Genomic DNA, 26,251 nt, shown 5'->3' on the forward strand with positions numbered 1-26,251 from the left:
GTTTTAGGTTACGGCAGCCGTTACATTCCCTTGCTGCATTTGATACATCTGATAATAGAGTCCTTTTTCGTCTATTAATGTATCATGGTTTCCCTGTTCCTTGATTGTACCATGGTCCAGGACAAAAATCATATCTGCCTGCTGAATGGTGGATAATCTATGGGCAATTACAAGGGTTGTTCTTCCCTCTTTCAGCACTTCCAACGCCTTTTGAATGATATTTTCTGTCTCTGTATCAATATTTGCTGTTGCTTCATCGAGAATTAATATTGCCGGGTCAAATGCCAGTGCACGCGCAAAGGAAATCAACTGACGTTCACCCAATGAGAAAGTAGTGCCCCCTTCTGTCACTAATTCATCATAGGTATGGGGTAATTTATCAATAAACCGATCCGCTCCAACTGCATTTAGGGCGTTTATTGCAGCTTCTCTTGTTATTCTCGGATCGTTCATGGTCACATTTGAAATGATAGTACCGGAAAATAAGAATGGATCCTGTAAAACAATTCCCATATGACTGCGTACCTGCTGTCTAGACCAATCCCTGGTATTATGGCCATCGATCATTACCCTGCCTTTTTGTGCATCATAGAAGCGGAATAATAAATTCATAATGGAGCTCTTTCCCGATCCAGTATGACCGACAAACGCTGCTGTCTGACCCTCTTTAATTTCAAACGAGACATCATGGAGCACATAATCTTCATCATTATAGGCAAAAGAAATGTGATCAAACTTAATTTTTCCGCGGTATCGATCAACTTTCTTGTTATTTACATTCTCCCCATCGTGGTCCAGCAATTCAAAGACACGACCTCCAGCAACACGTGCTTGTTCAAGCAATGGAAGCTGATTGACGATATCGGTAACAGGTTCAAATAGTCTTGTAATATAATCGACAAATGCATAAAGCATACCAATCGAAATGATACTGCTCAACTCTAGTGAAGAGGAACCATAGTACCATATAAATCCGACAAATGTCAGGTTTCTGATTACCGTAACCAAGTTATACGATGTCAGTGCACTTAATTTTATCAGCTTTTTCTGATACGTATAATTTCGTTCGTTTAACACTTCAAATTCTTCTTTTGTTTTCTTCTCGCGATTAAAGGCCTGGATGATTGGCATTCCCTGTATAGCCTCATTGATATTCCCATTAATTTGGCTAATGGTAGCCCGGATTACCTTGTTGTACTTCGTTCCGAAATACTTATACGCCTTCATCCATCCAAACAATAATGGAATGATAAGCATACACATCATAGCAAGTCTGTAATCCAATATGAAAAGCGCAGCCAATATTCCAGCCATATATACGGCACTGGTAACAATTATTGATAATACCCGTTCATATAAATCCCGAATGGCTTCTGTGTCATTGGTAATCCTAGCGACGATAGTACCTGCAGGCTGATCAACGAAATAATCAATTGGGATCCGCTGTGTATGGTCGAATAAATCATTCCGCATTTTTTTCACAATCTGATTCGCTGATTTCTGCAAATAGAATGTTTTAAAGAACTGAAATACCCCGGCAATAACGAGCAAACTCATATATAATACCAGCAGCATAATAATCGGCCGCTGCTCCGGTTTGAAAAATGGATATATTTCTGCTAATGATAAACGCTCGCCTTCATAACGATATGTTTCTTCAGAAGTCGTAATCGTTATTTGATTTTCTTCAGCAGTTCTTTCCCCCTCAAGAGGGGCCTGCCCATCAATCATGTAATAGGCCGTGCCTACTTGAAACAGTGTATTCGAATCATCGATTACGTTATCTGTATCGGCTAAACGGTCAGAGCGCTTATAATACCGGTTTTCATATTCCACCGTTTGTTTATCATTGTTTTCGGTAACTTCCTGCCAGTAGCCTTCCACGCCAAGAATATGATTATCTATAACATTCTTTGCTATCAAAGGTCCTGCCAATTCCAATACCACAGCAATGGTTAAACAGAATAAACCAATCAATATTCCTTTTTTATAATTCAATGCATACTGAAATAGTCGCTTTTCAGTTGATGGCTTCATTAGTTTGCCACCTCCCCGTCTTCAAGTTGCTGCTGCTGATACTGTTCCTTATACCAGCCATTTCGCTTCATTAATTCTTCATGTGTGCCTTCTTCTATAATTTTGCCGCCTTCCAGCACAATAATATGATCTGCATGGGTAACTGCTGACATACGATGTGCTGCTATAAAGGTCGTTTTATTTTTCCTTTCTCTTCTTAAATGCTCAATAATTTTAGCTTCCGTCTTTCCATCCACAGCTGACATGGAATCATCGAGTATTAGTATTTCCGGATTTTTTATGAAGGCTCTTGCCAATGCGACCCGTTGTTTCTGTCCTCCAGATAATGTAATTCCACTTTCACCAACCTGTGTATCGAGACCATTTGGAAGCTGTTTCATATCCTTAAGAAAATACGCAAGATCCATTACCCTAAATATCTCTTCATCGGTTGCATCCGGATTTCCAAACTGAATATTTTCTCTGATAGTTTTAGAAAACATCATCTGATCCTGTGGAACATATCCAATCCAGCTTCGGATGGCTTCTAAATTGATTTCATCCAGATTCGTATCTGAAATCCTTATTTCACCAATGATGCCCGGATACTGTCTTAAAAGTAATTTAAATAACGTTGTTTTCCCTGCACCTGTTTTGCCTACGACACCAATTGTTTGGCCTCTCTCAACGTACAGCGAAATATTTTCCAATTGCTTCCTTTCCACTCCAGGATAGGAGAAGGAGACATTTTTAAAGTCAATGGAATCTACCGCGCCGACCATTTTTGGCTGTTGTGGATTCTTTACATCTGCTTCATAGGATATCGTCTCATTTACTCGGTCCAAAGAGGCGTTGCCTCGCTGCAGAATATTGATCAATTCCCCTACTGCAAACATTGGCCAGATCAGCATTCCAAGATATACGTTAAATGTCACCAAATCTCCGAGAGTCATGGCACTTTCGAATACAAGAAATGCACCATAACCGAGTCCGATTGTGTAAGATAATCCGACGAGTATCTTCATTGTAGGCTCAAACAATGCATCGATTTTTGCAACTTCAATATTTTTATTGTATACATTGTCTGTCATAGCCTGGAATCTATCCGCATCCTGTTTTTCCTGGACAAAGGCACGAATGACCCGTACTCCCCGAATTGATTCCAGTACTTCATTATTCATATTTCCAAATGCTGCCTGTGCTTCTGTAAATCTGGAATGAATAGCTGAACCATATTTATTCATCACGACAGCCATAACCGGTAATGGAATTAAAGCCGCCAAGGTTAGTTCCCAACTAATCGTAAAGCCCATCATCGCGACAATCATCAGCATAAAGACACTCGAATCAACTAGTGTAAGCACACCGAATCCCGCAGTCTGACTGATTGCTTTCAGATCATTGGTCGATCTTGCCATAAGATCTCCTGTACGGTATTTACCATAAAATGTCGGTGTCATTTTAAGGAAATGGGAAATCAATCGACTCCGCATCCATCTTTCCAGAATGACAGCTCCCCCGAAAAGCGTGTAATCCCATAAAAAGGAAATTGCATAGTGTACGACAATCAGCACTAGATAGCTGATTATTAACACAATCAGCAGCTGCGCTGTCAAAGAATCAAATTGTATTTGATCAATCGTAAACCCTACGATTTTGGGTGGAATCAGTCCAACCGCACTTGCGATAATTAATGAAATAATAGCTAATAAATACCTTTTCCAATAATGTTTAAAGAACCAATCCAGTTTTTTAAAAACCTGAAACATCTCTTCACCCTCTTCTCTCTCTCTATTTGCAACAAAAAATAAGCATACGCCTATGACGTATGCATACAGTTGGACATAATTCGCCCACAATATAACAAAAGGTCACAGACATATGTGTGACCCTTAAATGATAAATTAACTTTTGCACTTATGTACTAAAAGACAAACTCATTCAAAGTGAAGGTCACAGAAAATAATATAAAGTTTGATGACTGATTATGATTAATTACGTTTTCCATGGTAGTGACCTCCTTTCGTTTTTTAATTCTCAATAATTATAGTATTTAGAAATTTTTTCGTCAAGAGTTTTTTTAATCTTTTTTAAATATCGCAGGAAAGAGACAGCCTGGAGCATAAATCGGCCGAAGCTGATTCATAAGCCTACGTAAATAAAATGATAACAAGAAAAAAGAGAATGCATCAAAAGGCTTGAGTCATTCTCTTGAAATATAGAGGGGGTAAACTCAATTCATTTCTGGTTCATATTCGCCTTTCCGATTAAGTCCTAGGCTAACCATGTATTCTATTTTATCAATACACACATTAGTCGATTGGGAGATATCTTCAAGAGACGCTAGGGGGTTTTTTCGGATAAAATTCCGGATTTGTTCACTATCCTTTAAACAGGTTGGACACATCATAAACAGACTGCTTTCCATTGGCTCTTTGCACAACCGACAATTTCGAACAATATCTTTCATTTCCTCACCCCTTATTAATTTGTACCTTCATATTAACGCACTTCAAAGCGAGATACAACGATATGTGGAAATTTTTAGAAAAATGATTCTTTAGTCATATTTCGATTCTTTCTTTCAAATATTTTTCTTATTTGCGGAAAAAGTGCTATAGTTTTTATCATAGAATAAAGGAGTTGATAGCATGCATTTAGATGAAATGCTGGAGTACAATAAGCAATTTGTATCCGAGAAAAAATACGAGGCATATGAAACCGATACATATCCAAACAAGAAAATGGTCATATTTACTTGTATGGAGTCGCGTTTAGTCGAATTGCTGCAGCGGGCATTGAATATTCAAAATGGCGATGTAAAGATGGTTAAAAATGCAGGTGCCATTATACGCAAACCCTTTGATAGTATTATGAAAAGTATCCTAGTAGCAGTATTAAAATTAAAAGCTGATGAAGTCGTAGTCATCGGGCACCATGATTGCGGTATGTCAAACGTTGATACCGAAGAACTCAAACGCACTATCGTTGACCGCGGCATCTCTGAAGACGTGATTAATAGCCTGACACATGGCGGTATTAACTTAGATGATGAGTTTCATGGTTTTCAAACAGTAGAAGAATCCGTCATGCAGAGTGTATCGATTATTCGCAACCACCCTTTATTGCCGAAAGAGATTAAAGTCCACGGCCTGGTCATCGATCCTGATACCGGTAAAGTGGATGTCGTCACAAGAGAATAGCACTTAACATAACTGCCACTTCAGTTGAAGTGGCAGTTTTTTATTTGCATTTAAGCAGAATTATTATTCATAAAACCAGAAAGGTTTCGGCATACTAACCAAATAAGAACTGCTAGTTCTGGAGGTTCCCATGAGAAAAAATCGCAAAAGCAAATCAACTGAAATCTTCCCGCTCAAAATCGATCAGCTGGAACCAATGCTGCAAAATAAATTTGATAGTAACAATGATTTAAGCTTTTCTGTATACGAACACCAAAACAAGAAAATTGCAGTATTTTATATCCCACATCTAGTGGCACCAGATAAAGTGGAGAACTTATTGCTTAAGTCATTGCTCGAAAGCAATTCCGATTGGACCGCTACGGCCATCTTAAATAATATTCCGTTAAGCTTTGGTCAAGAGATAAGCAAATTGGAAGAGATACTGACTGAACTTGTCAGTGGCAAAGTCTTTATTTATATAGAAGATGAAGATACTGCCGTCAATTATATGATGTTAAATGTTGAAAAAAGGTCATTGTCAAAGGCAGAAACTGAAACCGTCGTTATCGGCCCTCAAGTTGCTTTTACAGAATCCATTGTTACAAATATAAATATTTTACGCTGGCGTATCCGTACTCCCGATTTAGTATTGGAAAAAATCATGGTTGGAAAAAGATACCCAAGGGAGGTACGACTGGTCTATGTAAAATCAGTAGCAAATGAAACCGATGTTAATACCATGCGCCAGCGGATACAGGAATTGGATATAGACGAGATTGAGGATAACAATGTATTAATGCAATTTATAGAGGATTCCTCTGTCACTATATTCCCGCAGTTCTATTCTACAGAGCTTCCAGACCGTGCATCTTACGCAATAACCAAGGGAAGAGTCGGTGTGTTGATGGAGAACAGCCCGAATGCAATTTTGGCCCCTTCTACCATTTTTTCCTTTTTTGAATCAACCGAAGATATTTACATGCGCTGGAATCTAGGTTCTTTTTTAAGAATATTAAGGTTTGTTGCAATGTTTATTTCGATTACACTGACCCCCCTGTATGTTGCAGGAGTTACCTACCATTTTGAAACGATTCCTACACAATTGCTTGTTTCTGTGGGGCAATCACGGGCGAGTGTTCCATTCCCGCCGATATTCGAGGCAATTTTTTTGGAATTGATGATTGAACTTTTAAGGGAGGCTGGCGCACGGCTGCCTACCAAGGTTGGTCAAACAATCGGTATCGTTGGTGGTGTTGTCGTCGGTACTGCTGCCGTGCAGGCCGGAATAACCAGTAACATATTGATCATTTTTATTACAATAAGCGCTCTGGCATCCTTCACTTCCCCAAGCTATCTGATGGGTACGACAATTCGCTTACTGCGGTTTCCGATGATACTCCTTGCAGGTATGCTAGGAATCATCGGTATTATGTTTGGATTAAGCTTCCTGATCATTCACCTATTAAGGATAACTTCACTGGGGAGACCATATCTTTCACCGATTTACCCATTCAGGTGGATGGATCTGAATAAGGCTTTATTCCGGCTGCCCCAGCAATTTCAAGGAAAGCGCTTTGTTTCCTATCGCCCAAAGGAATTGCTCCGTTTTAAAAAGAGAAAAGGTATGGAAAAAAAAGACATCGATGAATAGTGGGAGATTGTATGGATATTAATGTAAAAAAGAAAATTAACCTGACTTTTGAAGCATTCTATTTATTCTTCATCATTTCTTCCATCCAATTAGGGGTTGGAATAATGGGCGCCCCAAAGTTTATCTTCGCAGAAGCGCACCAGGATTCATGGATATCCATTATCCTCATGACTGGTTATATTATCGTTATTCTATTGGTTATGCTTTATATCCTGAGACAATATGAAAATGCCGACATCATCGGAATTCAAATGGATCTTTTTGGAAAATGGATTGGCGGACTACTTGGCACTGTCTATATCGTATATTTCGCAATGACACTATTCTCTGTGATCATTACGTATATCGAAGTAGTTAAGGTTTTTATTTTTCCTGAGATCAGTTCCTTTATATTGGGTTTGATTCTCATTATTCTCGTCGTATATACCGTACTTGGCGGGATAAGGATTATTGTAGGTGTCTGTTTTTTATTTTTCATCCTTACCCAATGGTTGCTGTTTCTATTGATTGAACCTGCTATGCAGATTGATTTTTTGCATTTCCAGCCAATATTTGGCACATCGGCAATTGAAATCTTAAAGGGCGCCAAAGCGACCTCTTATACATTCATTGGCTTTGAAATATTTTTTATGCTTTACCCTTTCATACAGAATAAGGAAAAGATAAAATTGCCTCTCCTTTTAGGAGCGGTTTGGTCAGGTTTAATCGTACTCTTCACAACCTTCATTGCCATTGGATTTTTCAGTTCAGAACAGCTGTTAAGAAGAGAATGGGCCTTACTAGCCCTATTTAAGATCCAGACCTTTTCTTTTGTCGAACGTTTCGATTTCGTTGTAGTGGCAGAATGGATGATGGTTATTGTTCCGAATATGGTTCTCCTCATGTGGGGGATTACATATAGCATGAAGAGAGTTTATCGGGTGCCACAGAAACTTTCCTTGTATATAACAGCTATTGTACTCCTAATCGGCTCTACTTTCATCGATCACCATTTTCAAATACAAAAGATTATTGATTATGTAGCCCAGCTTGGGTTCTGGCTTGTGTATGTCTATCCATTACTTCTTCTCCCACTTGTCATCATCAAGAAAAAACGGCGTACCTCAGGAAGCAGGTGAAAAAATGTCAATTAAGCGAATAGCCATGGCAATATTTCCTTTAATCCTTTTAGCAGCCTGTGTGGAGCCCCATCCAATCGAAAGCCTGGGCATTATCCATACCAGAGGAATCGATTTATTGGAGGAAAATCAAATTGAAACAACCATTGTTGCATTCGAGTTCGATTCCGAGGCTAAAGAAATAACCTCCATCATTACCGGTAAAGGAAATTCCATCAATGAGGCATTGGGAGATGCAAGCTTCCATACTCGATTTTCGTTGACCCCCGGACAGCTTCGTGTAGAACTCTATGGGAGGGAGACAGCAGAATCCGGTATTTTGGAATATATAGCGACATTGGTGCGTGATGCCGGTGTATCAGACACCATGTATTTTGCAGTGAGTGATCAAACTGCTAAAGATCTGATTATTGATGGACAAGAAAAGCTAACTCCTAATATCGGTCAATTTATCCAGCAGATGATCGAGAAAGAAATTAATGAAGGATCGATACCAAAGTCTTCCTTATATGATTTTTCTCGTAAAGCCTTCGAGGTTGGCATTGATCCAATCCTTCCGATTATTGCTATAAATGAGGAAAGACCAGCAATTATAGGTTTGGGAGTATTCGAAAATGATAAACTTGTAGGTGAAATCAGCCGAGATGACGGATTATTAATAAATCTGTTTCAAAAAAGTCCCACGTCGACCCCTATGGATATCTCGATTCCCGCTGCACCTTTTGAGAAATATCTGGAGGGAAAGGAAACAGAGGAAATACATCTAAGACTAATGGTTGAAGGCAGTAAGACCAGAAGGAAATTGGTCGATTACGATTCTCTTAGCTTTGATGCAGATGTAAAAATTGAAACCGCTATATTCGAGATTTCAGATGCTATTTCATTAAAAAATGAAAAGATGCTTGAACTGCTGGAAAAAGAAGTCGGGAAAGAATTAACAAGAAGATATGATAAATTACTTGATCAGCTCCAGGAGGTTAATTCAGACCAAATCGGTTTTGGCACGTTATATAATGCGAAAACTCGGGACAGGGATCTTAAGGATAAGGAATGGCGGGATAAATACCCTGAGATTACCGTGAATTTTAATGTGAATGTGGAAATCCTCCACTATGGAACAATCCAATAAAAGCAGTTCAATATTCAATTTGGACTGTTTTTTTATATCTAATGAAAAAATAAGTTGAAGTTACTAATTGAAAGTGCTAGTATGTAATAGTTCACGTATCGAACTATTCACTATATGAACTATAAGGAGATGAGTAAGCATATGGATTTAAAATCATTGGTTGCCCGCTATCAGAATGCATCTAATGCTATTTATAGAAGCTTAAATGTAATCTTAAAAGAAAAAGTACATTCAGATATAACGACAGACCAGTTCTCTACCCTTAACCAGATTCTAAAGCAAGAACAGTGTACAAGTACAGATATTGCTTCTGCTTTTGGAATTGGCAAAAGTGCGGTCACTGCACAAATTAACAGACTTCACGCAAAAGGATTGATCAAACGGAAACGTGATGAAGCTGACCGCAGAGTGATTTATCTTTCTGTTACAGATAAGGGTAAGGAATTTGTCGAGTATACCCAAGACAAAGTGTACTCCTATATTGGTGAGCACTTATCCCATTTCGAGGAGGAAGAAATCATAGAATTTATGAGGTCATTGGAAAAACTGGCAAATCTTATGGAAAACAATAAAGAGGTGGACGGACAATGAAGCATATTATTAAATTTCGCTGGTTAATTGCCATTGCCTGGATTGCCGTTGCAGTTGGTTTATTCATCACTGCTCCGAATCTTCAGGACCTGGTAAGAGATAAAGGACAAATAGCTGTCCCCGAAGGATCGCCATCCCAGGAAGCTCAGAATCTATTAGAAAGTATGTCATCGGACAGCAGTGAAGATAATGCAAGTTCCGTGCTGGTTTTTCATGATGAAGATGGTATAGATGAATCCGAAAAAGAAGAAATTGCAGCAGCTGCTGACATTCTGAAAGAAAAACAGGATGAACTAGCAATTTCTGATATTCTTGCATTCAACGAGGATTCATTAATCGAAGAACAAACCGTTTCAGAAGATGGAACAACCATCATGATTCCTTTTCAGGTCTCACTAGAAGATCAAGATGTGGATGAGGCTAGGGAGAATATTTATCAGGCAGTTGAAGATATTCATGTTGACCATGAGTTGACTGGAGAAAAATTTATTTCCCAGGATATTATCAAGAATTCTGAAGAAGGACTAAAGCGGACTGAAATGATTACCGTTGGTTTAATTTTAGTTATCCTGCTTGTCGTCTTCAAATCCTTTGTAGCACCATTTGTTCCTTTACTGACTGTCGGTATTAGTTATTTGGCAGCACAGGGAATCGTTTCAATATTGGCGGATAAGGTGGATTTCCCACTATCATCTTTCACCCAAATCTTTATGGTCGTGGTCATGTTTGGTATTGGGACCGATTATTGTATTTTGCTTATCAGTCGATTTAAGGAAGAGGTGGCAAACAATGATTCGATTCAGGATGCCGTTCTAGCAACCTATAAATCTGGCGGGAGAACGATCTTCTTTGCAGGCATTGTCGTATTGATCGGTTTTTCCACTATCGGTCTTTCAACCTTTTCACTCTATCAATCTGCTGTTGCAGTTGCCGTAGGGGTTGCGGTTGTTTTAATAGCTCTGGCCACATTGGTTCCTTTTTCCTTGTTGTTTTGGGAAAAAATTGTTTTGGCCGTTTGATAAAAAGGTGGAACATGCCGAAAGCAAAATCTGGGGAGCGGCTGGAAACTTTGCCTGGAAGCGTCCATTTGCTGCACTCCTTATCATAGCGGTTATTGTTATCCCTTCATTGATTAATTATCAAGGGTCAACCTCCTATGACTCTTTGGCTGAAATTGGTGATGGATATAGCTCTGTCAGTGGATTCAATTGGATTGCAGACAGCTTTGGTCCTGGCCAGGCAATGCCAATGAATGTAGTGGTCGAAACAGAAAATGAAATTGATGCAGCTGAGGATTTCCAAGCGATTGCTTCCATTTCACAGGAGCTGGCTGAGCTGGACGGTGTAGAACAGGTCCGCAGTGCAACGCGTCCTACCGGAGAAATTATTGAGGACTTTTTAGTTGATAATCAAACCGATTCACTTTCAGAAGGAATAGGCCAAAGCACAGAAGGCATACAAGAAATTGAATCTGGTTTACGTGATGCCGCTTCTGAACTCGATCAATCGGCACCGCAATTGGAAGAAGCCCAAGAAGGTGTCGGACAGCTAATGCAAGGCACAGAGGATGCAAACAACGGCATATCTGAAATCAGCAGTGCATTAACCGAAATTGAGAATGGTATACAATCCGGTTCGCAGGGTGCCGAAGAAATAAGCTCCAACCTGCAGACAGTCAAGGGCAACCTTGATCAAACAATTTCAGGGAACCAGCAATTACTCCAAGGCTATCAGGCAATAGCAAAGGGCTTGTCAGACTTCGGCACATCATCTATGGATCCAGATGATTTGAATGAAATGATCAGCACATTGGAAAGCTCTAAAACAAATATGGAATCTGTATTTAATACAGCTGTTGCAGCCAATCCAGGACTTCAGCAGGACCAGGGCTTTATGGAAGCATACATGACAGCCCAAGGCCAAATTGACGGAGTAATTGAGGCAGTAGAGCAAATGCAGCAGCAGCTTGGACAGCTTGCGGGAATCCAAACACAGCTGGAGGAACAAGTAATTGCACCTCTCAATGAGCTAAATAGCGGCCTCGAAAAGTCCATTGACGGACAGCAACAGCTATCTGCTGCTATTGGTGAACTTATAACAGGTATCGAACAGCTTCAATCCGGGCTGAATCAGGCTGCTAGCGGCCAAGGCCAGGTTGTCGATAATCTACCAGGCTTACAAGATGGTCTAAGCCAGATTTATGGTGGACAGGAGGAACTGAATACTGCCTTCGCCTCCATGCAGGATCAGCTGGAACAACTATCTTCCGGTTTGAACGAGGGTTCTGATGGACTCCAGCAGGTTGATAACGGCCTTTCGGAAATCGGAAGCTACCTTGATGAGCTGGATATGGGCGACAATCCGCTTGTCCTTATACCTGAAGAAGCACTTGAAAATGAAGACTTTATGAAGGGAACAGAATCCTATGTTTCCGAGGATAAGACGATTACTAAATTTGAGGTTATACTTTCCTCTAACCCTTATTCAACAGAGGCCATGGAAATGGTTGATCTGGTTAAAGATACTGTTAATGATGCAAAAGACAATACGCTATTTGAAGATAGCGATCCAAAAATCGGCGGTATCAGCAGTACAAACAATGATCTGCAGAATATTTCCGATAAAGATTTCTCTCGAACTGTCATCTTAATGATCAGTGGAATATTCATAATGCTCGTCATCCTATTAAGAGGAATCATTATGCCGCTTTATCTAATTGGTTCATTAGTATTAACATACTTCACGTCAATGGGTGTAGGTGAATTCATCTTCGTTAAACTCCTGGGCTATGATGGAATGACTTGGGCAATCCCATTCTTTGCTTTTGTAATGCTGATGGCTTTAGGAATTGATTACAGTATCTTCCTGATGGATCGGTTTAACGAATACAGAGATATTTCGATTAAAGAAGCATTGCTTCAATCGATGAAGAAAATGGGTACTGTCATTCTCTCAGCAGCAATTATTCTAGGAGGCACATTCGGTGCAATGCTGCCATCCGGCGTGTTATCACTGCTGCAGATAGCAACGGTAGTATTAACCGGCCTGTTCCTGTATGCATTTATCATGCTTCCATTATTCATCCCTATAATGGTTCGCTTATTCGGTAAATACAACTGGTGGCCATTTAAACATCATATGAAATAGTAAAAACCCTGCTGATTTATAATAAATCAGCAGGGTTTTCATTTGTTGGCACTAGTAGAAGAGAGGGAAGAGATTTGGATTTTGCTGTCTAGCTCCCAAATCTTTACCTATTTACGATTTACTGACTCGATTTATTATTTCGATTACGCGGTCACGGGATTTTTCGCTTTTATATTCCTGCATTTCTTTAACCATCATTGGTCCGGATTCGATTAATTTTGATAGGTGATGCTGTAAAGTCTGTTCTGTTAGTTCCTCTTCCTCGAGGACTTTTGCATAACCCTTTTCAAGGAATGATTTGGCGTTAATAATTTGGTCTCCCCTGCTTGCCCCTTTTGATAACGGAACGAGAAGCATCGGGATTCCCAATGCAAGAAATTCAAAGATGGCATTTGAGCCTGCACGGGATAATATATAATCTGATGCTGCAAAGATATCCTTCAGCTCGTCGTTAATATATTCAAATTGGACATACCCATTTTCGTCGATCGAATCATCAATTTTATCCAGTCCGCAGATATGTATAATCTGAAATGATTTCAGCAGTTCTGGTAAGCTTTCTCTTACTGTTTGATTGATTTTATGGGAACCGCCGCTTCCGCCCATGATCAGCAGAACGGGCAGTTGACCGGTCAATCCTGCAAACTCCAAACCTTTTTCCCTGCTCCCTTTAAAGAGCTCATCACGTACGACAGCACCCACATATTCCGCTTTTTTCTCCGGGAGATATTGCATCGTTTCCGGAAATGTTGCCAGCACCTTTTTAGTAAAAGGTATAGAAAGCTTATTGGCAAGCCCCGGTGTAAAGTCTGATTCATGGATAACGGATGGAACACCGCGCAATTTTGCGGCAGCTACCACTGGCACTGAAACAAATCCTCCTTTAGAAAATATGACAGAAGGCTTCCGCTTGCCAATAATCCGATATGCCTGCATAGTCCCTTTGATTACTTTAAATGGATCTTTTAAATTTTCCTTGGAAATATATCTTCTCAATTTTCCGGTCGAGATAGGATGATATGTAACACCCTCCAGCTGTCCGATCAGCTTTCGTTCTATTCCATTATAAGATCCTATATAATCGATCTCCCACCCCTTGTCCTGGTAAAAAGGAATTAAGGCCAGATTAACAATCACATGCCCAGCAGTTCCTCCACCGGTAAATAGAATACGTTTCTTTTTCATAATCGTACTTCCTTTCTTTCACAAATCATCTTAACCAAGTATAATAATCTTTATGCTTCATTAGGATTACACTCTCTATCCTATTAGAAAATATGCAAAAAAGGAAGAGTTTAATGTACCAAACAACAAGCATCAAAGAAAAGATTAGACTTTTTATTATTATAATGCTCCCCATCTTAATTACACAAATAAGCTTAAATCTGATGACATTCTTCGATACCGTAATGTCCGGTCGGGCTGGTGCAGAGGAGCTGGCTGGTGTTGCAATTGGATCAAGCCTTTGGATACCAATATCGACGGGTATCAATGGTATTGTACTGGCAATAACGCCGATTATTGCCCACACAATCGGTGCTAAAAAGGACCATGAAGTTCCTGGAATTCTGCAGCAGGGAATATATCTGGCAATTGCCCTATCCTTTGTCATTATAGGATTTGGTGCACTGCTGCTTGAACCTTTGCTTTCATTGATGGAACTGGAAAGCGAGGTTCGGTATGTCGCCAAGTACTATCTTATTGCACTAGGGGCAGGGATTATACCATTATTTATTTTTAATACGATCCGGTCTTTTATGGATGGCTTAGGGCAAACACGCGCCTCCATGGTAATTATTCTTGTCTCTTTGCCTCTTAATATCATTTTTAATTATATTTTTATATTTGGTAAATTAGGACTTCCTGTATTTGGAGGTATTGGAGCAGGGATTGCCACATCCCTGACCTATTGGCTCGTTTGCGTGATTTCTCTGATTGTAATGGCGAGGGTACAGCCATTTAGTGGATTTTCTTTGTTTAGTAAATGGTTAAAACCATCGATAGCTGCGTGGCTCAGCCAACTGAAAATCGGTCTTCCGATCGGTGCGGCAGTATTTTTTGAAACGAGTATCTTTTCAGCAGTTACCTTATTAATGAGTGTCTATAACACATTCACACTTGCAGCACATCAGGCAGCAATGAATTTTGCCACACTGCTGTACATGATTCCACTGAGTGTTGGTATGGCTTTAACCATTACGGTTGGATTTGAGGCAGGGGCAAAACGTTTCAAAGATGCCCGCACCTATGGTTATATTGGAATGAGCGGCGGTGTATTTATTGCCATATTTGCAGGCATTATTCTTTATGTCTTCAATGGTCCGGTTGCAGCTTTATACAACACGGAACCCGAAGTAATCGAACTGACAAGGCAATTTATCTACTATGCGATTTTCTATCAGTTGGCAGATGCATTTGGAGCACCTATCCAAGGAGCACTTCGCGGCTATAAAGATGTGAACATGACATTTGTTATAGCATTTGTATCCTATTGGATTATTGGACTGCCTGTTGGCTGGGTATTGGCAAATTATACATCTCTTGAACCGTTTGGGTACTGGGTTGGCATTATCGTCGGACTCAGCTTCGGTGCGGCAGCTCTATTATGGAGACTGATTCAAATACAAGGAAGTTATGACAAAGCAAATAAAAACTCATCAGCAGATTGATTGCTGATGAGTTTTTATTATATATGATTCTATAAGAATAATCCTGCAACTGTTGCAGATAAGATAGAAGTAAGTATGGCACCTGCCAATAGCTTCATTCCAAATTTAGAAACAATTGCAGCTTTTGCTGTATCGATACCTTTTACTGTTCCAGCAATGATTCCAATGGAAGAGAAATTGGCAAAGCTTGTCAGGAATACCGAAACAATACCGACTGTTTTCTCAGACATCGTACCAATCATCGGCTCGAAATCAAGCATAGCAACGAATTCATTGGTAATGATTTTCGTACCCATTATCGCACCAGCATCCAGTACCTCACTCGGCGCTATTCCCATCAGTAACCCGATCGGCGCAAGGACATATCCCAAGATCTGCTGGAGGGTAACACCAGCAAATACTGCTTGGATAATCCAATTCACAAGTTCAAGTGAGGCAATAAAGGCTATCAGCATTGCAGCAACTATCAGTGCAATCTTCCCTCCTTCAAGTGCTCCATTACCCATTGCTTCGAAAATGCTCTTATCATTTGTAACATTTGAGACATCCACATAGTCATCTTCTTTAGATACATTCACAGGGGCGATAATCGAAGCAATCATTAAAGCACTGAACATATTTAACGGAAGTGCCACCAATATGTATTCAGCAGGCAGCATTTGAATATATGCACCAACGATGGATGCAGACACAGAACTCATTGCCGACGCACTTACAATATATAAGCGATTCGCTGTTAAATGATGGAACTGGGAACGGATTGCTATTAATGCTTCAGACTGACCGAAGAAAATACTATTAACCCCGTTAAATGATTCAATCCTTGGCAATCCGGTAATTCTTGAAATAAGTCCACCAATGTATTTGATAATGGTTGGAAGAATTTTCAAATATGTCAATACTGAGAGAATGGTCGCGAAAAAGACAATAAGCAGCAATACGTTAAAGAAAAATACGCCACCTTCTTCAAGCATAAATCCTCCAACAACAAAGCTAATTCCTTCTGTTCCAAATTCAATCAATTTATTAAACACTGCTGATATACCAGTTATGATTGTATTTCCAAGCTCTGTTGAGAACATGAACCATGTGATCAGCAGTTGGCAGACGAGCATGATCCCTATGCCTTTATAATTAATATTTTTCTTATCATTGGACATAAGAAAGGCTAATGCCAATGTTACGATAACTGCAAAAATACCGAGAAGAATATCCACGGTAGACCTCCTTTAGTTTGCTGTATTAATTTAGTTTTTCCCTAATTTCAGAATTGATTAACATATAAAAGTAAAAATTCCAACTTACTAAACCGGACATTCAATGCCTGACCAAGTTACCGGTGGAGAGGTTGCGTTTACATCCTACCTTCTTCCCCGGATAATTTCGTCCAATTGCTGACAAGATAAAAGCCGTTTTCCTTTTGTATAATTAACCAACGTTTACTATAATATTCGTTCCCGTACTATTTTGCAATGGTTATCTAAAAGGATTTATAAGTGTAAATATTATGAAGAGTAGTAGAATTTCTGCATGATTTGAAACTATATAGAACCAAACAGAAAAGTCCATTGCTGGGCTACTTATCAGCAATGGACTTCTATCATAAAGTCTGTTCATTTATAGGATTTTTAAGTCATTAACTCAGATGAGAATTAAATTAGCCTTCCAGCAATAAATCATATGGGTCTTCAAGCATTTGCTTGATTCGTACAAGGAATTGGACAGCTTCTTTGCCATCAACAATCCGATGGTCGTAGGATAATGCGAGATACATCATTGGACGAACTTCGATCGAATCGTCTGGCATCACCATTGCACGTTTAACAATATTATGCATTCCAAGGATTCCAACCTGTGGTGCATTCAGAATAGGAGTGGACATCATCGAACCAAATGTACCTCCATTGGTAATGGTAAATGATCCACCTTGCAAATCACTTAACGCTAATTTATTGTCACGCGCTTTTGTACCTAAATCAACGATATCACTTTCAATATCTGCAAAATCTTTACGATCTGCATCACGCACAACTGGAACTACTAATCCATCATCTGTTGATACAGCAATACCAATATCATAGAATTTCTTGATGACCAGTTCATTTCCCTGTATTTCAGCATTAAGTAATGGGAATTCTTTCAATGCTCCAACCACAGCTTTTGTGAAAAAGGACATAAAACCAAGTTTCACACCATTTTTCTTTAGAAATTTTTCTTTTCGTTCACTGCGCAATTTCATGACAGCAGTCATGTCTACTTCGTTAAATGTTGTCAGCATGGCAGATTCCTGCTGAACATTAACAAGGTTTTTCGCGATTGTTTGACGGCGTCGGGTCATTTTCACACGTTCAACCGGTTTTTCAAACTCTGTTTTTGCAGCTTTTGGAGCTTCCGATTTTGCTGGCTGGGAAGCTTTAGGCTCATTTCCTGCCTTTGCCGCAGCTTCTACATCTTCAGGACGGACACGACCTAATGGATCGCGCGCAGACACTTTGCTTAAGTCGATATTCAGCTCACGGGCACGTTTTCTCGCAGCTGGAGAAGCGATAAAGTCACCGGTGCCGCTCTCAGTGGCAGGTGCTTCTTTTTCAGATGCTTTTGATGCTTGCGGTTTTTCCTCTTTTGCTTCCGGCTTTTCTTCTTTTGGTGTTTCTTCAGCAGGAGCTGAATCACCGCCTGCCTCTCCATTTTCATCCAGTTTTGCGATGGTATCTCCCACTGCTACATCATCGCCTTCTTCACTTAGAATCTCAGTAATGACACCAGAGAATTCAGCGTTGACTTCTACATTTACTTTATCTGTTTCCAATTCAACGATTGGATCTCCCTTTGCAATTTTTTCACCTTTTTTAACAAGCCATTCAGCGATCGTACCCTCTGTGATGGATTCTGCTAGTTCTGGAATCTTAATTTCTTGCACTGGAATTTCCCCCTTCAGATGTGGTTAATGCTAGATTTATGATCTTATTTTGAGCTGTTTTATGAACACTTGGTATCCCTCCAGCTGGCGCAGACCGGTTTGGACGGCTGATTACACGTAATGTCTGACCTTCCTGCAATAGGTCTCTTAAGTAATCATCAACAAAATTCCAAGCACCCATGTTTCTAGGTTCTTCTTGCACCCAAACTATTTCCTTTACATTTGGCAGCTGTTTCAATTCCTCTGCCAATGCTTTTTGTGGAAATGGATAAATTTGTTCTAATCGAATTGCTCGCAACCACTCGAAGTTATCCTCTGAATTGTCAATCGCTTCTTCGATATCAATCATGACCTTCCCGCTTCCGATCAATAGACGCGTTGCTTTTTCCTTACTGATTTCAAGGTTAGGCTGGTCACGCAACGTTTGGAATTTCCCTTCAGAGAATTCCACAGCTGCTGATGCCATTCGCTGATTCCGGATCAGGCTGCTTTTTGGAGTCATTAGGATCAACGGTCTTGCCTCTTCACGGTCACGCAATGCTGCCTGTCTGCGCAATAAATGAAATAGCTGTGCAGACGATGTTACATTGGCAACAATCCAGTTGTTCTCAGCAGCCATCTGCAGATATCTTTCTAATCGGGCACTGGAATGCTCTGGTCCCTGTCCCTCATAACCATGCGGCAATAGCATAACCATGTTGGATTTTTCTCCCCACTTGGCCCTGGAAGAAGAAATGAATTGATCGAATATAACCTGTCCTGCATTCGCAAAATCACCAAATTGCGCTTCCCAGATAACAAGCGTATTTGGCGCCTGCACACTATAGCCATATTCAAATCCAAGCACACCTGCCTCTGATAATGGACTGTTGCGAATATCAAAGGATGCTTTCGCCTCCGATAATCCGTGCAGTGGGCTATACTTTTCATTTGTTTCCGTATCATGGAGTACGATATGTCTGTGGGCAAATGTACCTCTTTCGGTATCCTGACCAGTTAAGCGGATCGGGATACCATCACATAGAATCGAAGCATATGCCAATGCTTCCCCAGTACCCCAGTCTGCTTTATTTCCTTCATTTAAAGCATCGGCACGGCGTTTCAGGATTTTCTCTGTTTTTCTGTATCCATTAAAGCCTTCCGGACGTTTTAATAGTTCCTGATTCAATGCTTTTAAAACATCCAGATCTACGGCCGTTTCAAATTGATCCAAACCATTCAATAACACTTCCGGCATTAGCTTCGCTTCCGGATTTCCTATTTCATTTTCTACCATTGTGGAGTAGATATCACTTAATTTTGTATCAACCGTTTGTTTTATCTGCTCAAAATCATCTTCTTTTATAATCCCTTTTTCTTGAAGAGATTCAGCAAAAAGGGCAGATACCGATGGATGATTATCAATTTCACTATATAAATTGGGCTGTGTCGTCCTCGGTTCGTCCATTTCATTGTGTCCATAGCGACGATAACCAACTAAATCTATCAGAAAGTCTTTATTGAATTTTTTTCTGTATTCATATGCTATTTTAATAGCGGAGATGCACGAAATTGGATCATCGGCATTTACGCGAATGACCGGAATTTCAAAGCCCTTCGCCAAATCACTCGCATAGCGAGTCGAGCGGCCGTCTTCACGGTCCGTTGTATAACCAAGCTGGTTGTTCGCGATAATATGGAGTGTTCCGCCTGTACTGTAACCCGGCAATCCACTCAAATTCAAAGTTTCTGCAACAACACCCTCACCAATAAAGGCTGCATCACCATGGATTAAAACAGGAAAGGCTTTATTGGTATCACGCTTTGGATAGCCTTTTTCTTTACGCTCATCCTGTGCAGCACGGGCGAAGCCTTCCACAACCGGATTAACGAATTCCAAATGGGACGGATTGTGTGCAAGTGTTATTCTTGTTTTGATTTCCCCGTTTTCAACTTCTTTTTTTGCCCCATAGTGATATTTCACATCGCCAGTCCAGCCATAATTAATCCCCATTGAACCTTCTGAGGGCATTAATTCTTTATCTTTCGAATAATTGAATTCAGAGAATATCTTGTCATACGGTTTGCCCAGCACATTGGCAAGTACCGATAGGCGTCCACGATGGGCCATTCCCATCATGACATTTTCAATCTGATCCTCTGCCGCATAATGGACAATCCGATCAATCATAGGCACCATGACCTCAAGGCCTTCGATTGAGAAACGTTTCTGCCCAACGAATGTTTTTTGCAAGAATCCTTCAAATCCTTCCACATCCACCAAACGTTTCAGAACTGTTTTTCGTTGTTCATCAGATAATTCCAATCTGGCTTTTCCATCTTCAATTAAATCGAAAAGCCACTCCCGTTCTTCATGATTATTGACGTGATCATACTCGAACGTTATGGTACCTGTATAATATTTTTTTAATCGGTTTACAACATCTAAACCATTCTCCACATCACTTGCTGCTTTATCCCATAGCCATGCTGCCGGGATTTTTTTCAAATCATCTTCACTTAAATCGTATGTCGCTAAATTCAGCACTTCTCCATTATTGCCTCTATAGCCGCCGACAGGATAGATATCTGCCTCCATGTGGCCATAACGGCGAATAGCCTCAACAAGTTTCATCGCTGAGGTCAACTTTTTCACATCGTATTCAGATGGTGATTGTGATTGTGTTTCTGTCTGTCCTGCACCGTTCGGCTGATCCATCCATGCAGGAGCTCCATAAATATCGAAAATCTCTTTAATAGAAGATTCAACCGCTTCCGGATCCTCTTTGTATAATTCATATTGCTGCTCTATATACCCCGTGTTTGGACCATGAAACTGCCCCCAGAATCTTTCTACAGATTCTCCATTTTCTGCCACGTCTGATACCCCCATTAGAAGTTAACTTTTCCCGCTATGTAAACGGTTCAATTTCATTATAGAATTGACACTTCATTTCATCAACTAATATACCCTATTTTATGCATTGTTACAACATATGTTCAGAATTTGTTTAATATATAAATTTTATATTAACGAAATTAATGCGAATAAGTGTCTCAAATGTTTTTCTTGAATAAAACATACAGCTTTATACTCAAACTTCACAGAATCATTTTTTTTCGTTATAATAGGGAATAATAAATTGAAATATGTGTTATTTGTAGAGATTAAGGAGGATGTTTACATGAAATTAGCATTATTAATCGGTGTTATGGTAACATTTGTTATCTCCATGTTTACTTCAGGTTACGAATCAAAACCGGGAGTACCAAAACAGAATCAATAATAGATAAAACCGTCATGTTTGCGTACATGACGGTTTTTTGCTTCCTGAATGCTTATGTCAGGGCTGGAAATCCCTGTTGCCTTAATGCTTCATAAATAATGATAGCGGCAGTATTGGATAAATTAAGCGATCTCACTTTACCGTTCATGTGGATCCGCAGACATTTATCTTCTTTACCAATCAAGAGTTCTTTTGGTATACCTGTTGTTTCTCTGCCAAATACAAAGAATACGTCTTCTTCCTTTTTATTAAAGTCAAAATCCGTATAATGTGCCGTACCGAAGTTTTCTATATAATAGAAGTCACCATCCTGGTACTTCTGATAAAGCTCATCTATGGAATCATACTCATGAACATCAACGTTTTTCCAATAGTCCAATCCGGCCCGGCGCAGCATTTTATCATCTGTAGAAAACCCTAATGGACGAATCAGATGAAGGGTTGTATCAGTTGCCAGACATGTTCTTCCGATATTACCAGTATTAGCTGGAATCTCTGGTTGAAATAATACGACATGTAAGCTCAAAATTCATTCTCCTTAAAAATCCGTGTTCAAAAACATAAATAAAAAGCGGCCTCTTTTTTCATAGGGCTTTTGAACATCTTCTTAATAGTTAATCACGTATCTATTATATCACTAATCCTCACCAATCCGAAAAAATTTATATGCGATATCAGGTGTCCAAGCTGTGGAATCCTCATAGGACCAATACCTATTCCGGCTGTTATCTGTATGCGCATTGACCAGAGGCATTCCGTATTCATCTTTTGCCACCACAATGGTATTATGATCCCATCTGCCATCACCTTGAAAATCATAACAGATAACGTCCCCGGGAATCAGCTGGTCGGCGCTTTCCATTTCCTTGCCCTTAAGCCCTTGGACAGAACCGCTAAGATACCACCTTAATGAATGTGCGACTGCCCAGCTATAGCTCCAGCTTCCCGAACCATACCACCAACCCCTATCTCTAACAGTAGCTCCCCACATCGGAGCCCCGCCAGCATATAAACATTGGGAGACATAATTGGTACAATCGACATGAAAAACCCGGTAATCAGGATTACGGCTGTTCCACCACCGTTCCGCATACTGAACTGCCGCCAAGCGATCATAGGAAAAGCGCTCGTGAACCTGTTCCCTTGTCTTTCTCTCTATTTCCGGCAATGCCCCCTTCTCCTTTAGATCCTTATTCCTCGGTATTTCTTCATGATTTGTCACCGTACCGTTCACTAAATGAAGACGATACGGAATTAGTTGCTCTTCTACATGGATATTCCGTTTCTGTTTAATGACATATTTGAGATGCATGAAATAATGATATTGCGTTTCGTTATCGTATTGAAGTTTTCGGAAAACCTCCCCTTTTCCTCCTACACGAATAATTTCCGCCTCCCTCCCAGCCCATATATTCTGTTTTCTTTTCCACCAATTATCCGAATCTCTATTATCCCGAAAGAAATCCTGCCAAAGATTCTTGATTAATTCCATTAGAAAATCCCCTCCATAAGAAGTATATGGAAGGGATGCTTATTTAAGCATTATTTTTGAAATGCTTCCAAAACATTATTAGTTGACTAGACTGCAGACGTTTTCTGAAAGGCAAGACCTTTTTCCATTTCATATAATACCTGTTCGTCGATTTCCTTTTCCATTGCTGCTTCAATAGCATGATATGCCTCTTCGGTGCCGATTTTCCCAAGTGACCATGCAGCCGTACCGCGAATTACCGGTCTCGGATCATTGTTCATGACCTCTGCAATATCTGCAATTGCCGTCTTGTCCTTGTAATGGCCTAAAGCTATTAATGCATTGCGCTGCAGTGGTTTTTTTCCCCTCCACGATCCGGAAATATGGCCAAACTTTTCCTTGAATTCCCGATTGGAGATGTTTAATATTGGCTTCAGCTTCGGTTTAGCAACATCATGTTCTGGTTCAAACTCCGGATGAATATGAAAATCGATGCCTTTATTTCGTGGGCAAACCTGCTGGCATGTATCGCAGCCATAAACACGATTCCCGATTTTAGTCCTGAATTCATCTGGCAGAAAATCCTTGGTCTGTGTAAGAAAGGCAATACAGCGCTGTGCATTCAGCTGGCCACCGTCAACCAATGCTCCAGTGGGACACGCATCCATGCATTTTCTGCATTCGCCGCAGCTGTCTTCAAGGGGCTCATCCGGAATAAAAGGGATATTCGTAATCAATTCTCCGAGATAAACAAAAGATCCATATTCAGGTGTAATAATGGACGTGTTTTTCCCGCTGAATCCAATACCAGCCCTCTCTGCAACTGCACGGTCGGATAGCTCGCCGGTATCGACCATTATTTTATTGACTGTATCCGGCATTTTTTCCTGCATGAAAGCAGAAAGCTTTTCAAGGCGATCCTTAAGTACGGTATGATAATCAATTCCCCAAGATGCCCGGGCAAAAATTCCGCGGCGTTCTTCCTTTGTACTTTTTGGAGCATTCTTCATCCTTGATGGATATGCAATCGCTATGGACAGGATGGAGTGCGCTTCAGGCAGCAGGCGTTTTGGTTCCGTACGTTCTTCCAGTGAGCCTTTTTCAAATCCCGACTGATACTGTAACTCCTGCTGTCTCCGCAAACGTTCTTTTAATTCTGTGAAAACATCTGCTGAAGCAAACCCAATCTTGTCGATTCCAATTTCCTTGGCATACTGAATGATTTCCTGTTTTAGCTGTTCGGTTCTCATGAAATCCCTCCCTCCTTATAATTTAGAGCTGGCGAACGCTAGCTGTACGCATTCGATTGAGTACTGCAGCAACTTCATGTCTGCGCGGACGGGCCAACTCACCTGGATGCTGATCATTAAATAATGTCAATGACGCGAGACCAAATTGATCCATTTGTGTATCAACAGAATCAAGAACTTCACGCAGCGATTTATTTTCCAATCCATTTGTGCGATGCAGATAATTAATAATCTCTGCTATCATCCTTGTTTGCGATGAATCTACCAATTGCTCCGTATGGTTGAAAATAATATCCGTACTCCCCATTATAATCTGATGTAATCCTTTTGCCTTGATTTTCGTTCGTTTACCTTTATTTAACTGTATGGATGGTGGCTGAAAAAAACGATTCGTATTTACTCGGAAATCGATTTCAGCTGCCGAATCACGTTCAATCGGATATTTTTTCATAATCGCTGCAGCCTTGTCGGTTACATTATGTGGCACGTACTCATCCAGCATGATCACTGTATCCGCTGCAGCAAAATAATCGCCAGACCCTCCCATAACGAGGATTGTAGAAACCTGGAGCTGATCTGAGATTTGTTTTATCCGGTCTATAAATGGAGTTATCGGCTCTTTCTCCTGACTTACCAGCTGCTGCATCCGATAATCACGAATCATAAAGTTAGTCGCGCTTGTATCTTCATCGATAAGCAGTACTGTCGCTCCCGCTTCCAGCGCTTCGATAACATTGGCAGCTTGTGACGTACTTCCACTGGCATTGTCGCTTGAAAAAGACGTGGTCATCTGGTGATGCGGTAAATTATTTATAAACGGGGAAATATTAACGGCTGATACTTGTCTGCCATCCTCAGCACGAATTTTAACGGCATCAGGATCGGTTAAAACAAACTCACGGCCATCTCCTCTTTTATGAAAATAGACACCACGCTCTATCGCTTTTAAAAAAGTGCTTTTCCAATGATAGCCTCCGCCGGCAATTAGCGTAACCCCTTTTTTGATTGCCATCCCTTTTAAGGGGGCTTCCTGGTGTGGTATGAAGATTGCAGCTTCATCTTCCTTTGGACTTTGGAAAGGGATTGCATGATGAAGCGGTCTGTTGCTGATTCCGCTCTCCCTTGGAAGGATAGAGCCATTGGCTATAAACGCTGTCCAATTGTTCTTTCTCATTTCATTCCGAATTGCTTCCTGCTGATCAGCAAGTTTTATAGCCTCATCAATATCATGATCTCTAATTTTAAAGATGGAATTCTTGATGATCGATGGAATTACGTTTGCAAACAGCTTCTCAGCTTCCCTTCCATTTATACGTCTTCCATTTGCCGGCAGCCCTACAGACACACAGACGGTGATTGTATCTTTATGGATTTGCAAAGCAGACCTTTCCAGAACTTCCTGTCCAGGCCCATCAAAAAGTATCAAACCACTTTTCCCTGAACCCTTAACGCTAATAGATTCCCGAGCAGCAGCCTTGGCCACAGCCCTTGCAAAAGCATCCTCTACAGCAATCCTGCGTTTAGTTGATTGTAACCATTCATTATGGATGGCACGTTTTTCCTTTGGTACAACTGCTCGGATTTTGGAGGGTGATGCAAATGGGTCACCTTGAACATAGTCTATAAATAACTCAAAGTCTTCGTAGTAATAATGGCCCTGTATATTCTTATAGGCCTTATAGCCCTTGTTATCCATTTGAATTAATTGCTTTAAAAGGTTTTTCATAATGATCCCTCAGATTTTAATTGTATTTCCTTATAGGATAGTATGTATAACTGTAGTTTTCAATTGTAGAGGCGTTGCGGGGTGAAGTTCAATAATGTTTTCTCAAAGTTTG

General features: G+C 40.3%; 18 protein-coding genes. 8 read left to right on the forward strand and 10 right to left on the reverse strand.

What is annotated here, in order from left to right; genetic code table 11:
- Positions 1-3 precede the first annotated feature (3 nt).
- Positions 4-2,037 (reverse strand): ABC transporter ATP-binding protein, encoded by a 2,034-nt coding sequence (locus tag OMHG_RS08815; protein WP_010650184.1) that lies wholly within the window; start codon positions 2,035-2,037, stop codon positions 4-6.
- Positions 2,037-3,785, reverse strand: coding sequence for an ABC transporter ATP-binding protein (locus tag OMHG_RS08820; protein WP_010650186.1), 1,749 nt, complete (start codon positions 3,783-3,785; stop codon positions 2,037-2,039). The genes OMHG_RS08815 and OMHG_RS08820 overlap by 1 nt, the downstream gene beginning before the upstream one ends.
- An 882-nt stretch (positions 3,786-4,667) precedes the next feature.
- Here OMHG_RS08820 and OMHG_RS08830 point away from each other — a divergent pair.
- The 7 genes from OMHG_RS08830 (at position 4,668) to OMHG_RS08855 (ending at position 12,837) form a co-directional block, all read left to right on the forward strand.
- On the forward strand, positions 4,668-5,219 hold the full coding sequence (locus OMHG_RS08830; RefSeq protein WP_010650190.1) for a beta-class carbonic anhydrase: 552 nt from the start codon (positions 4,668-4,670) through the stop codon (positions 5,217-5,219).
- A 130-nt stretch (positions 5,220-5,349) separates the two neighbouring features.
- A complete protein-coding gene (locus tag OMHG_RS08835; RefSeq protein WP_010650192.1) occupies positions 5,350-6,852 on the forward strand; it encodes a spore germination protein in 1,503 nt (500 codons plus the stop codon).
- Between the two features lie 11 nt (positions 6,853-6,863).
- Positions 6,864-7,970 (forward strand): GerAB/ArcD/ProY family transporter, encoded by a 1,107-nt coding sequence (locus OMHG_RS08840; RefSeq protein ID WP_010650193.1) that lies wholly within the window; start codon positions 6,864-6,866, stop codon positions 7,968-7,970.
- A 4-nt stretch (positions 7,971-7,974) separates the two neighbouring features.
- Positions 7,975-9,099, forward strand: coding sequence for a Ger(x)C family spore germination protein (locus OMHG_RS08845; protein WP_010650194.1), 1,125 nt, complete (start codon positions 7,975-7,977; stop codon positions 9,097-9,099).
- Positions 9,100-9,240: 141 nt separating this feature from the next.
- Positions 9,241-9,690 carry a MarR family winged helix-turn-helix transcriptional regulator gene (locus OMHG_RS08850; protein WP_010650195.1) on the forward strand — a complete coding sequence of 150 codons (450 nt, stop codon included), beginning with the start codon at positions 9,241-9,243 and terminating at the stop codon, positions 9,688-9,690.
- Positions 9,687-10,709, forward strand: a complete 1,023-nt coding sequence (locus OMHG_RS19020; RefSeq protein WP_237566164.1) for an MMPL family transporter — start codon at positions 9,687-9,689, stop codon at positions 10,707-10,709. The genes OMHG_RS08850 and OMHG_RS19020 overlap by 4 nt, the downstream gene beginning before the upstream one ends.
- Positions 10,710-10,716: 7 nt before the next feature.
- A complete protein-coding gene (locus OMHG_RS08855; RefSeq protein WP_237566165.1) occupies positions 10,717-12,837 on the forward strand; it encodes an MMPL family transporter in 2,121 nt (706 codons plus the stop codon).
- A gap of 111 nt (positions 12,838-12,948) precedes the next feature.
- Here the strand turns inward: OMHG_RS08855 and OMHG_RS08860 are convergent, their stop codons facing one another.
- A complete protein-coding gene (locus tag OMHG_RS08860) occupies positions 12,949-14,022 on the reverse strand; it encodes an undecaprenyldiphospho-muramoylpentapeptide beta-N-acetylglucosaminyltransferase (protein WP_010650197.1) in 1,074 nt (357 codons plus the stop codon).
- Between the two features lie 113 nt (positions 14,023-14,135).
- On the opposite strand from OMHG_RS08860, the gene OMHG_RS08865 reads away from it, so the two are divergent.
- Positions 14,136-15,506 carry an MATE family efflux transporter gene (locus OMHG_RS08865; protein WP_010650199.1) on the forward strand — a complete coding sequence of 457 codons (1,371 nt, stop codon included), beginning with the start codon at positions 14,136-14,138 and terminating at the stop codon, positions 15,504-15,506.
- Positions 15,507-15,535: 29 nt separating this feature from the next.
- On the opposite strand, the gene OMHG_RS08870 is transcribed toward OMHG_RS08865, so the two are convergent.
- The 7 genes from OMHG_RS08870 to OMHG_RS08900 form a co-directional block, all read right to left on the reverse strand.
- Entirely contained in the window at positions 15,536-16,723 is a 1,188-nt protein-coding gene (locus OMHG_RS08870) for a NupC/NupG family nucleoside CNT transporter (protein ID WP_010650201.1), read from the reverse strand.
- 440 nt (positions 16,724-17,163) lie between these two features.
- The gene (odhB, locus tag OMHG_RS08875) at positions 17,164-18,426 is read right to left on the reverse strand and encodes a 2-oxoglutarate dehydrogenase complex dihydrolipoyllysine-residue succinyltransferase (RefSeq protein ID WP_010650202.1); all 1,263 of its coding nucleotides are present in this window, start codon (positions 18,424-18,426) and stop codon (positions 17,164-17,166) included.
- A complete protein-coding gene (locus tag OMHG_RS08880; protein ID WP_010650203.1) occupies positions 18,413-21,283 on the reverse strand; it encodes a 2-oxoglutarate dehydrogenase E1 component in 2,871 nt (956 codons plus the stop codon). Before OMHG_RS08880 ends, odhB begins: the two co-directional genes overlap by 14 nt.
- A 461-nt stretch (positions 21,284-21,744) precedes the next feature.
- The gene (gene trmL, locus OMHG_RS08885) at positions 21,745-22,218 is read right to left on the reverse strand and encodes a tRNA (uridine(34)/cytosine(34)/5-carboxymethylaminomethyluridine(34)-2'-O)-methyltransferase TrmL (RefSeq protein WP_010650205.1); all 474 of its coding nucleotides are present in this window, start codon (positions 22,216-22,218) and stop codon (positions 21,745-21,747) included.
- Between the two features lie 111 nt (positions 22,219-22,329).
- Positions 22,330-23,184: an amidase domain-containing protein gene (locus OMHG_RS08890; protein ID WP_010650207.1), complete on the reverse strand. Its 855-nt coding sequence runs from the start codon at positions 23,182-23,184 to the stop codon at positions 22,330-22,332.
- Between the two features lie 86 nt (positions 23,185-23,270).
- Positions 23,271-24,413, reverse strand: a complete 1,143-nt coding sequence (gene queG, locus OMHG_RS08895; protein WP_010650211.1) for a tRNA epoxyqueuosine(34) reductase QueG — start codon at positions 24,411-24,413, stop codon at positions 23,271-23,273.
- Positions 24,414-24,435: 22 nt separating this feature from the next.
- The gene (locus OMHG_RS08900; RefSeq protein WP_010650213.1) at positions 24,436-26,139 is read right to left on the reverse strand and encodes an ABC-ATPase domain-containing protein; all 1,704 of its coding nucleotides are present in this window, start codon (positions 26,137-26,139) and stop codon (positions 24,436-24,438) included.
- Positions 26,140-26,251: the final 112 nt, after the last annotated feature.

The sequence above is a fragment of the Oceanobacillus massiliensis str. N'diop genome (genome assembly GCF_000285495.1).
In the GTDB taxonomy this organism is placed as follows: Bacteria; Bacillota; Bacilli; order Bacillales; family Amphibacillaceae; genus Oceanobacillus; species Oceanobacillus massiliensis.

Bases quoted from the DNA above. Each gene is read 5' to 3' on its own strand.
- OMHG_RS08815 (WP_010650184.1), bottom strand. From the start codon at position 2,037: ATGAAGCCATCAACTGAAAAGCGACTATTTCAGTATGCATTGAATTAT.
- OMHG_RS08820 (WP_010650186.1), bottom strand. From the start codon at position 3,785: ATGTTTCAGGTTTTTAAAAAACTGGATTGGTTCTTTAAACATTATTGG.
- OMHG_RS08830 (WP_010650190.1), top strand. From the start codon at position 4,668: ATGCATTTAGATGAAATGCTGGAGTACAATAAGCAATTTGTATCCGAG.
- OMHG_RS08835 (WP_010650192.1), top strand. From the start codon at position 5,350: ATGAGAAAAAATCGCAAAAGCAAATCAACTGAAATCTTCCCGCTCAAA.
- OMHG_RS08840 (WP_010650193.1), top strand. From the start codon at position 6,864: ATGGATATTAATGTAAAAAAGAAAATTAACCTGACTTTTGAAGCATTC.
- OMHG_RS08845 (WP_010650194.1), top strand. From the start codon at position 7,975: ATGTCAATTAAGCGAATAGCCATGGCAATATTTCCTTTAATCCTTTTA.
- OMHG_RS08850 (WP_010650195.1), top strand. From the start codon at position 9,241: ATGGATTTAAAATCATTGGTTGCCCGCTATCAGAATGCATCTAATGCT.
- OMHG_RS19020 (WP_237566164.1), top strand. From the start codon at position 9,687: ATGAAGCATATTATTAAATTTCGCTGGTTAATTGCCATTGCCTGGATT.
- OMHG_RS08860 (WP_010650197.1), bottom strand. From the start codon at position 14,022: ATGAAAAAGAAACGTATTCTATTTACCGGTGGAGGAACTGCTGGGCAT.
- OMHG_RS08865 (WP_010650199.1), top strand. From the start codon at position 14,136: ATGTACCAAACAACAAGCATCAAAGAAAAGATTAGACTTTTTATTATT.
- OMHG_RS08890 (WP_010650207.1), bottom strand. From the start codon at position 23,184: ATGGAATTAATCAAGAATCTTTGGCAGGATTTCTTTCGGGATAATAGA.
- queG (WP_010650211.1), bottom strand. From the start codon at position 24,413: ATGAGAACCGAACAGCTAAAACAGGAAATCATTCAGTATGCCAAGGAA.
- OMHG_RS08900 (WP_010650213.1), bottom strand. From the start codon at position 26,139: ATGAAAAACCTTTTAAAGCAATTAATTCAAATGGATAACAAGGGCTAT.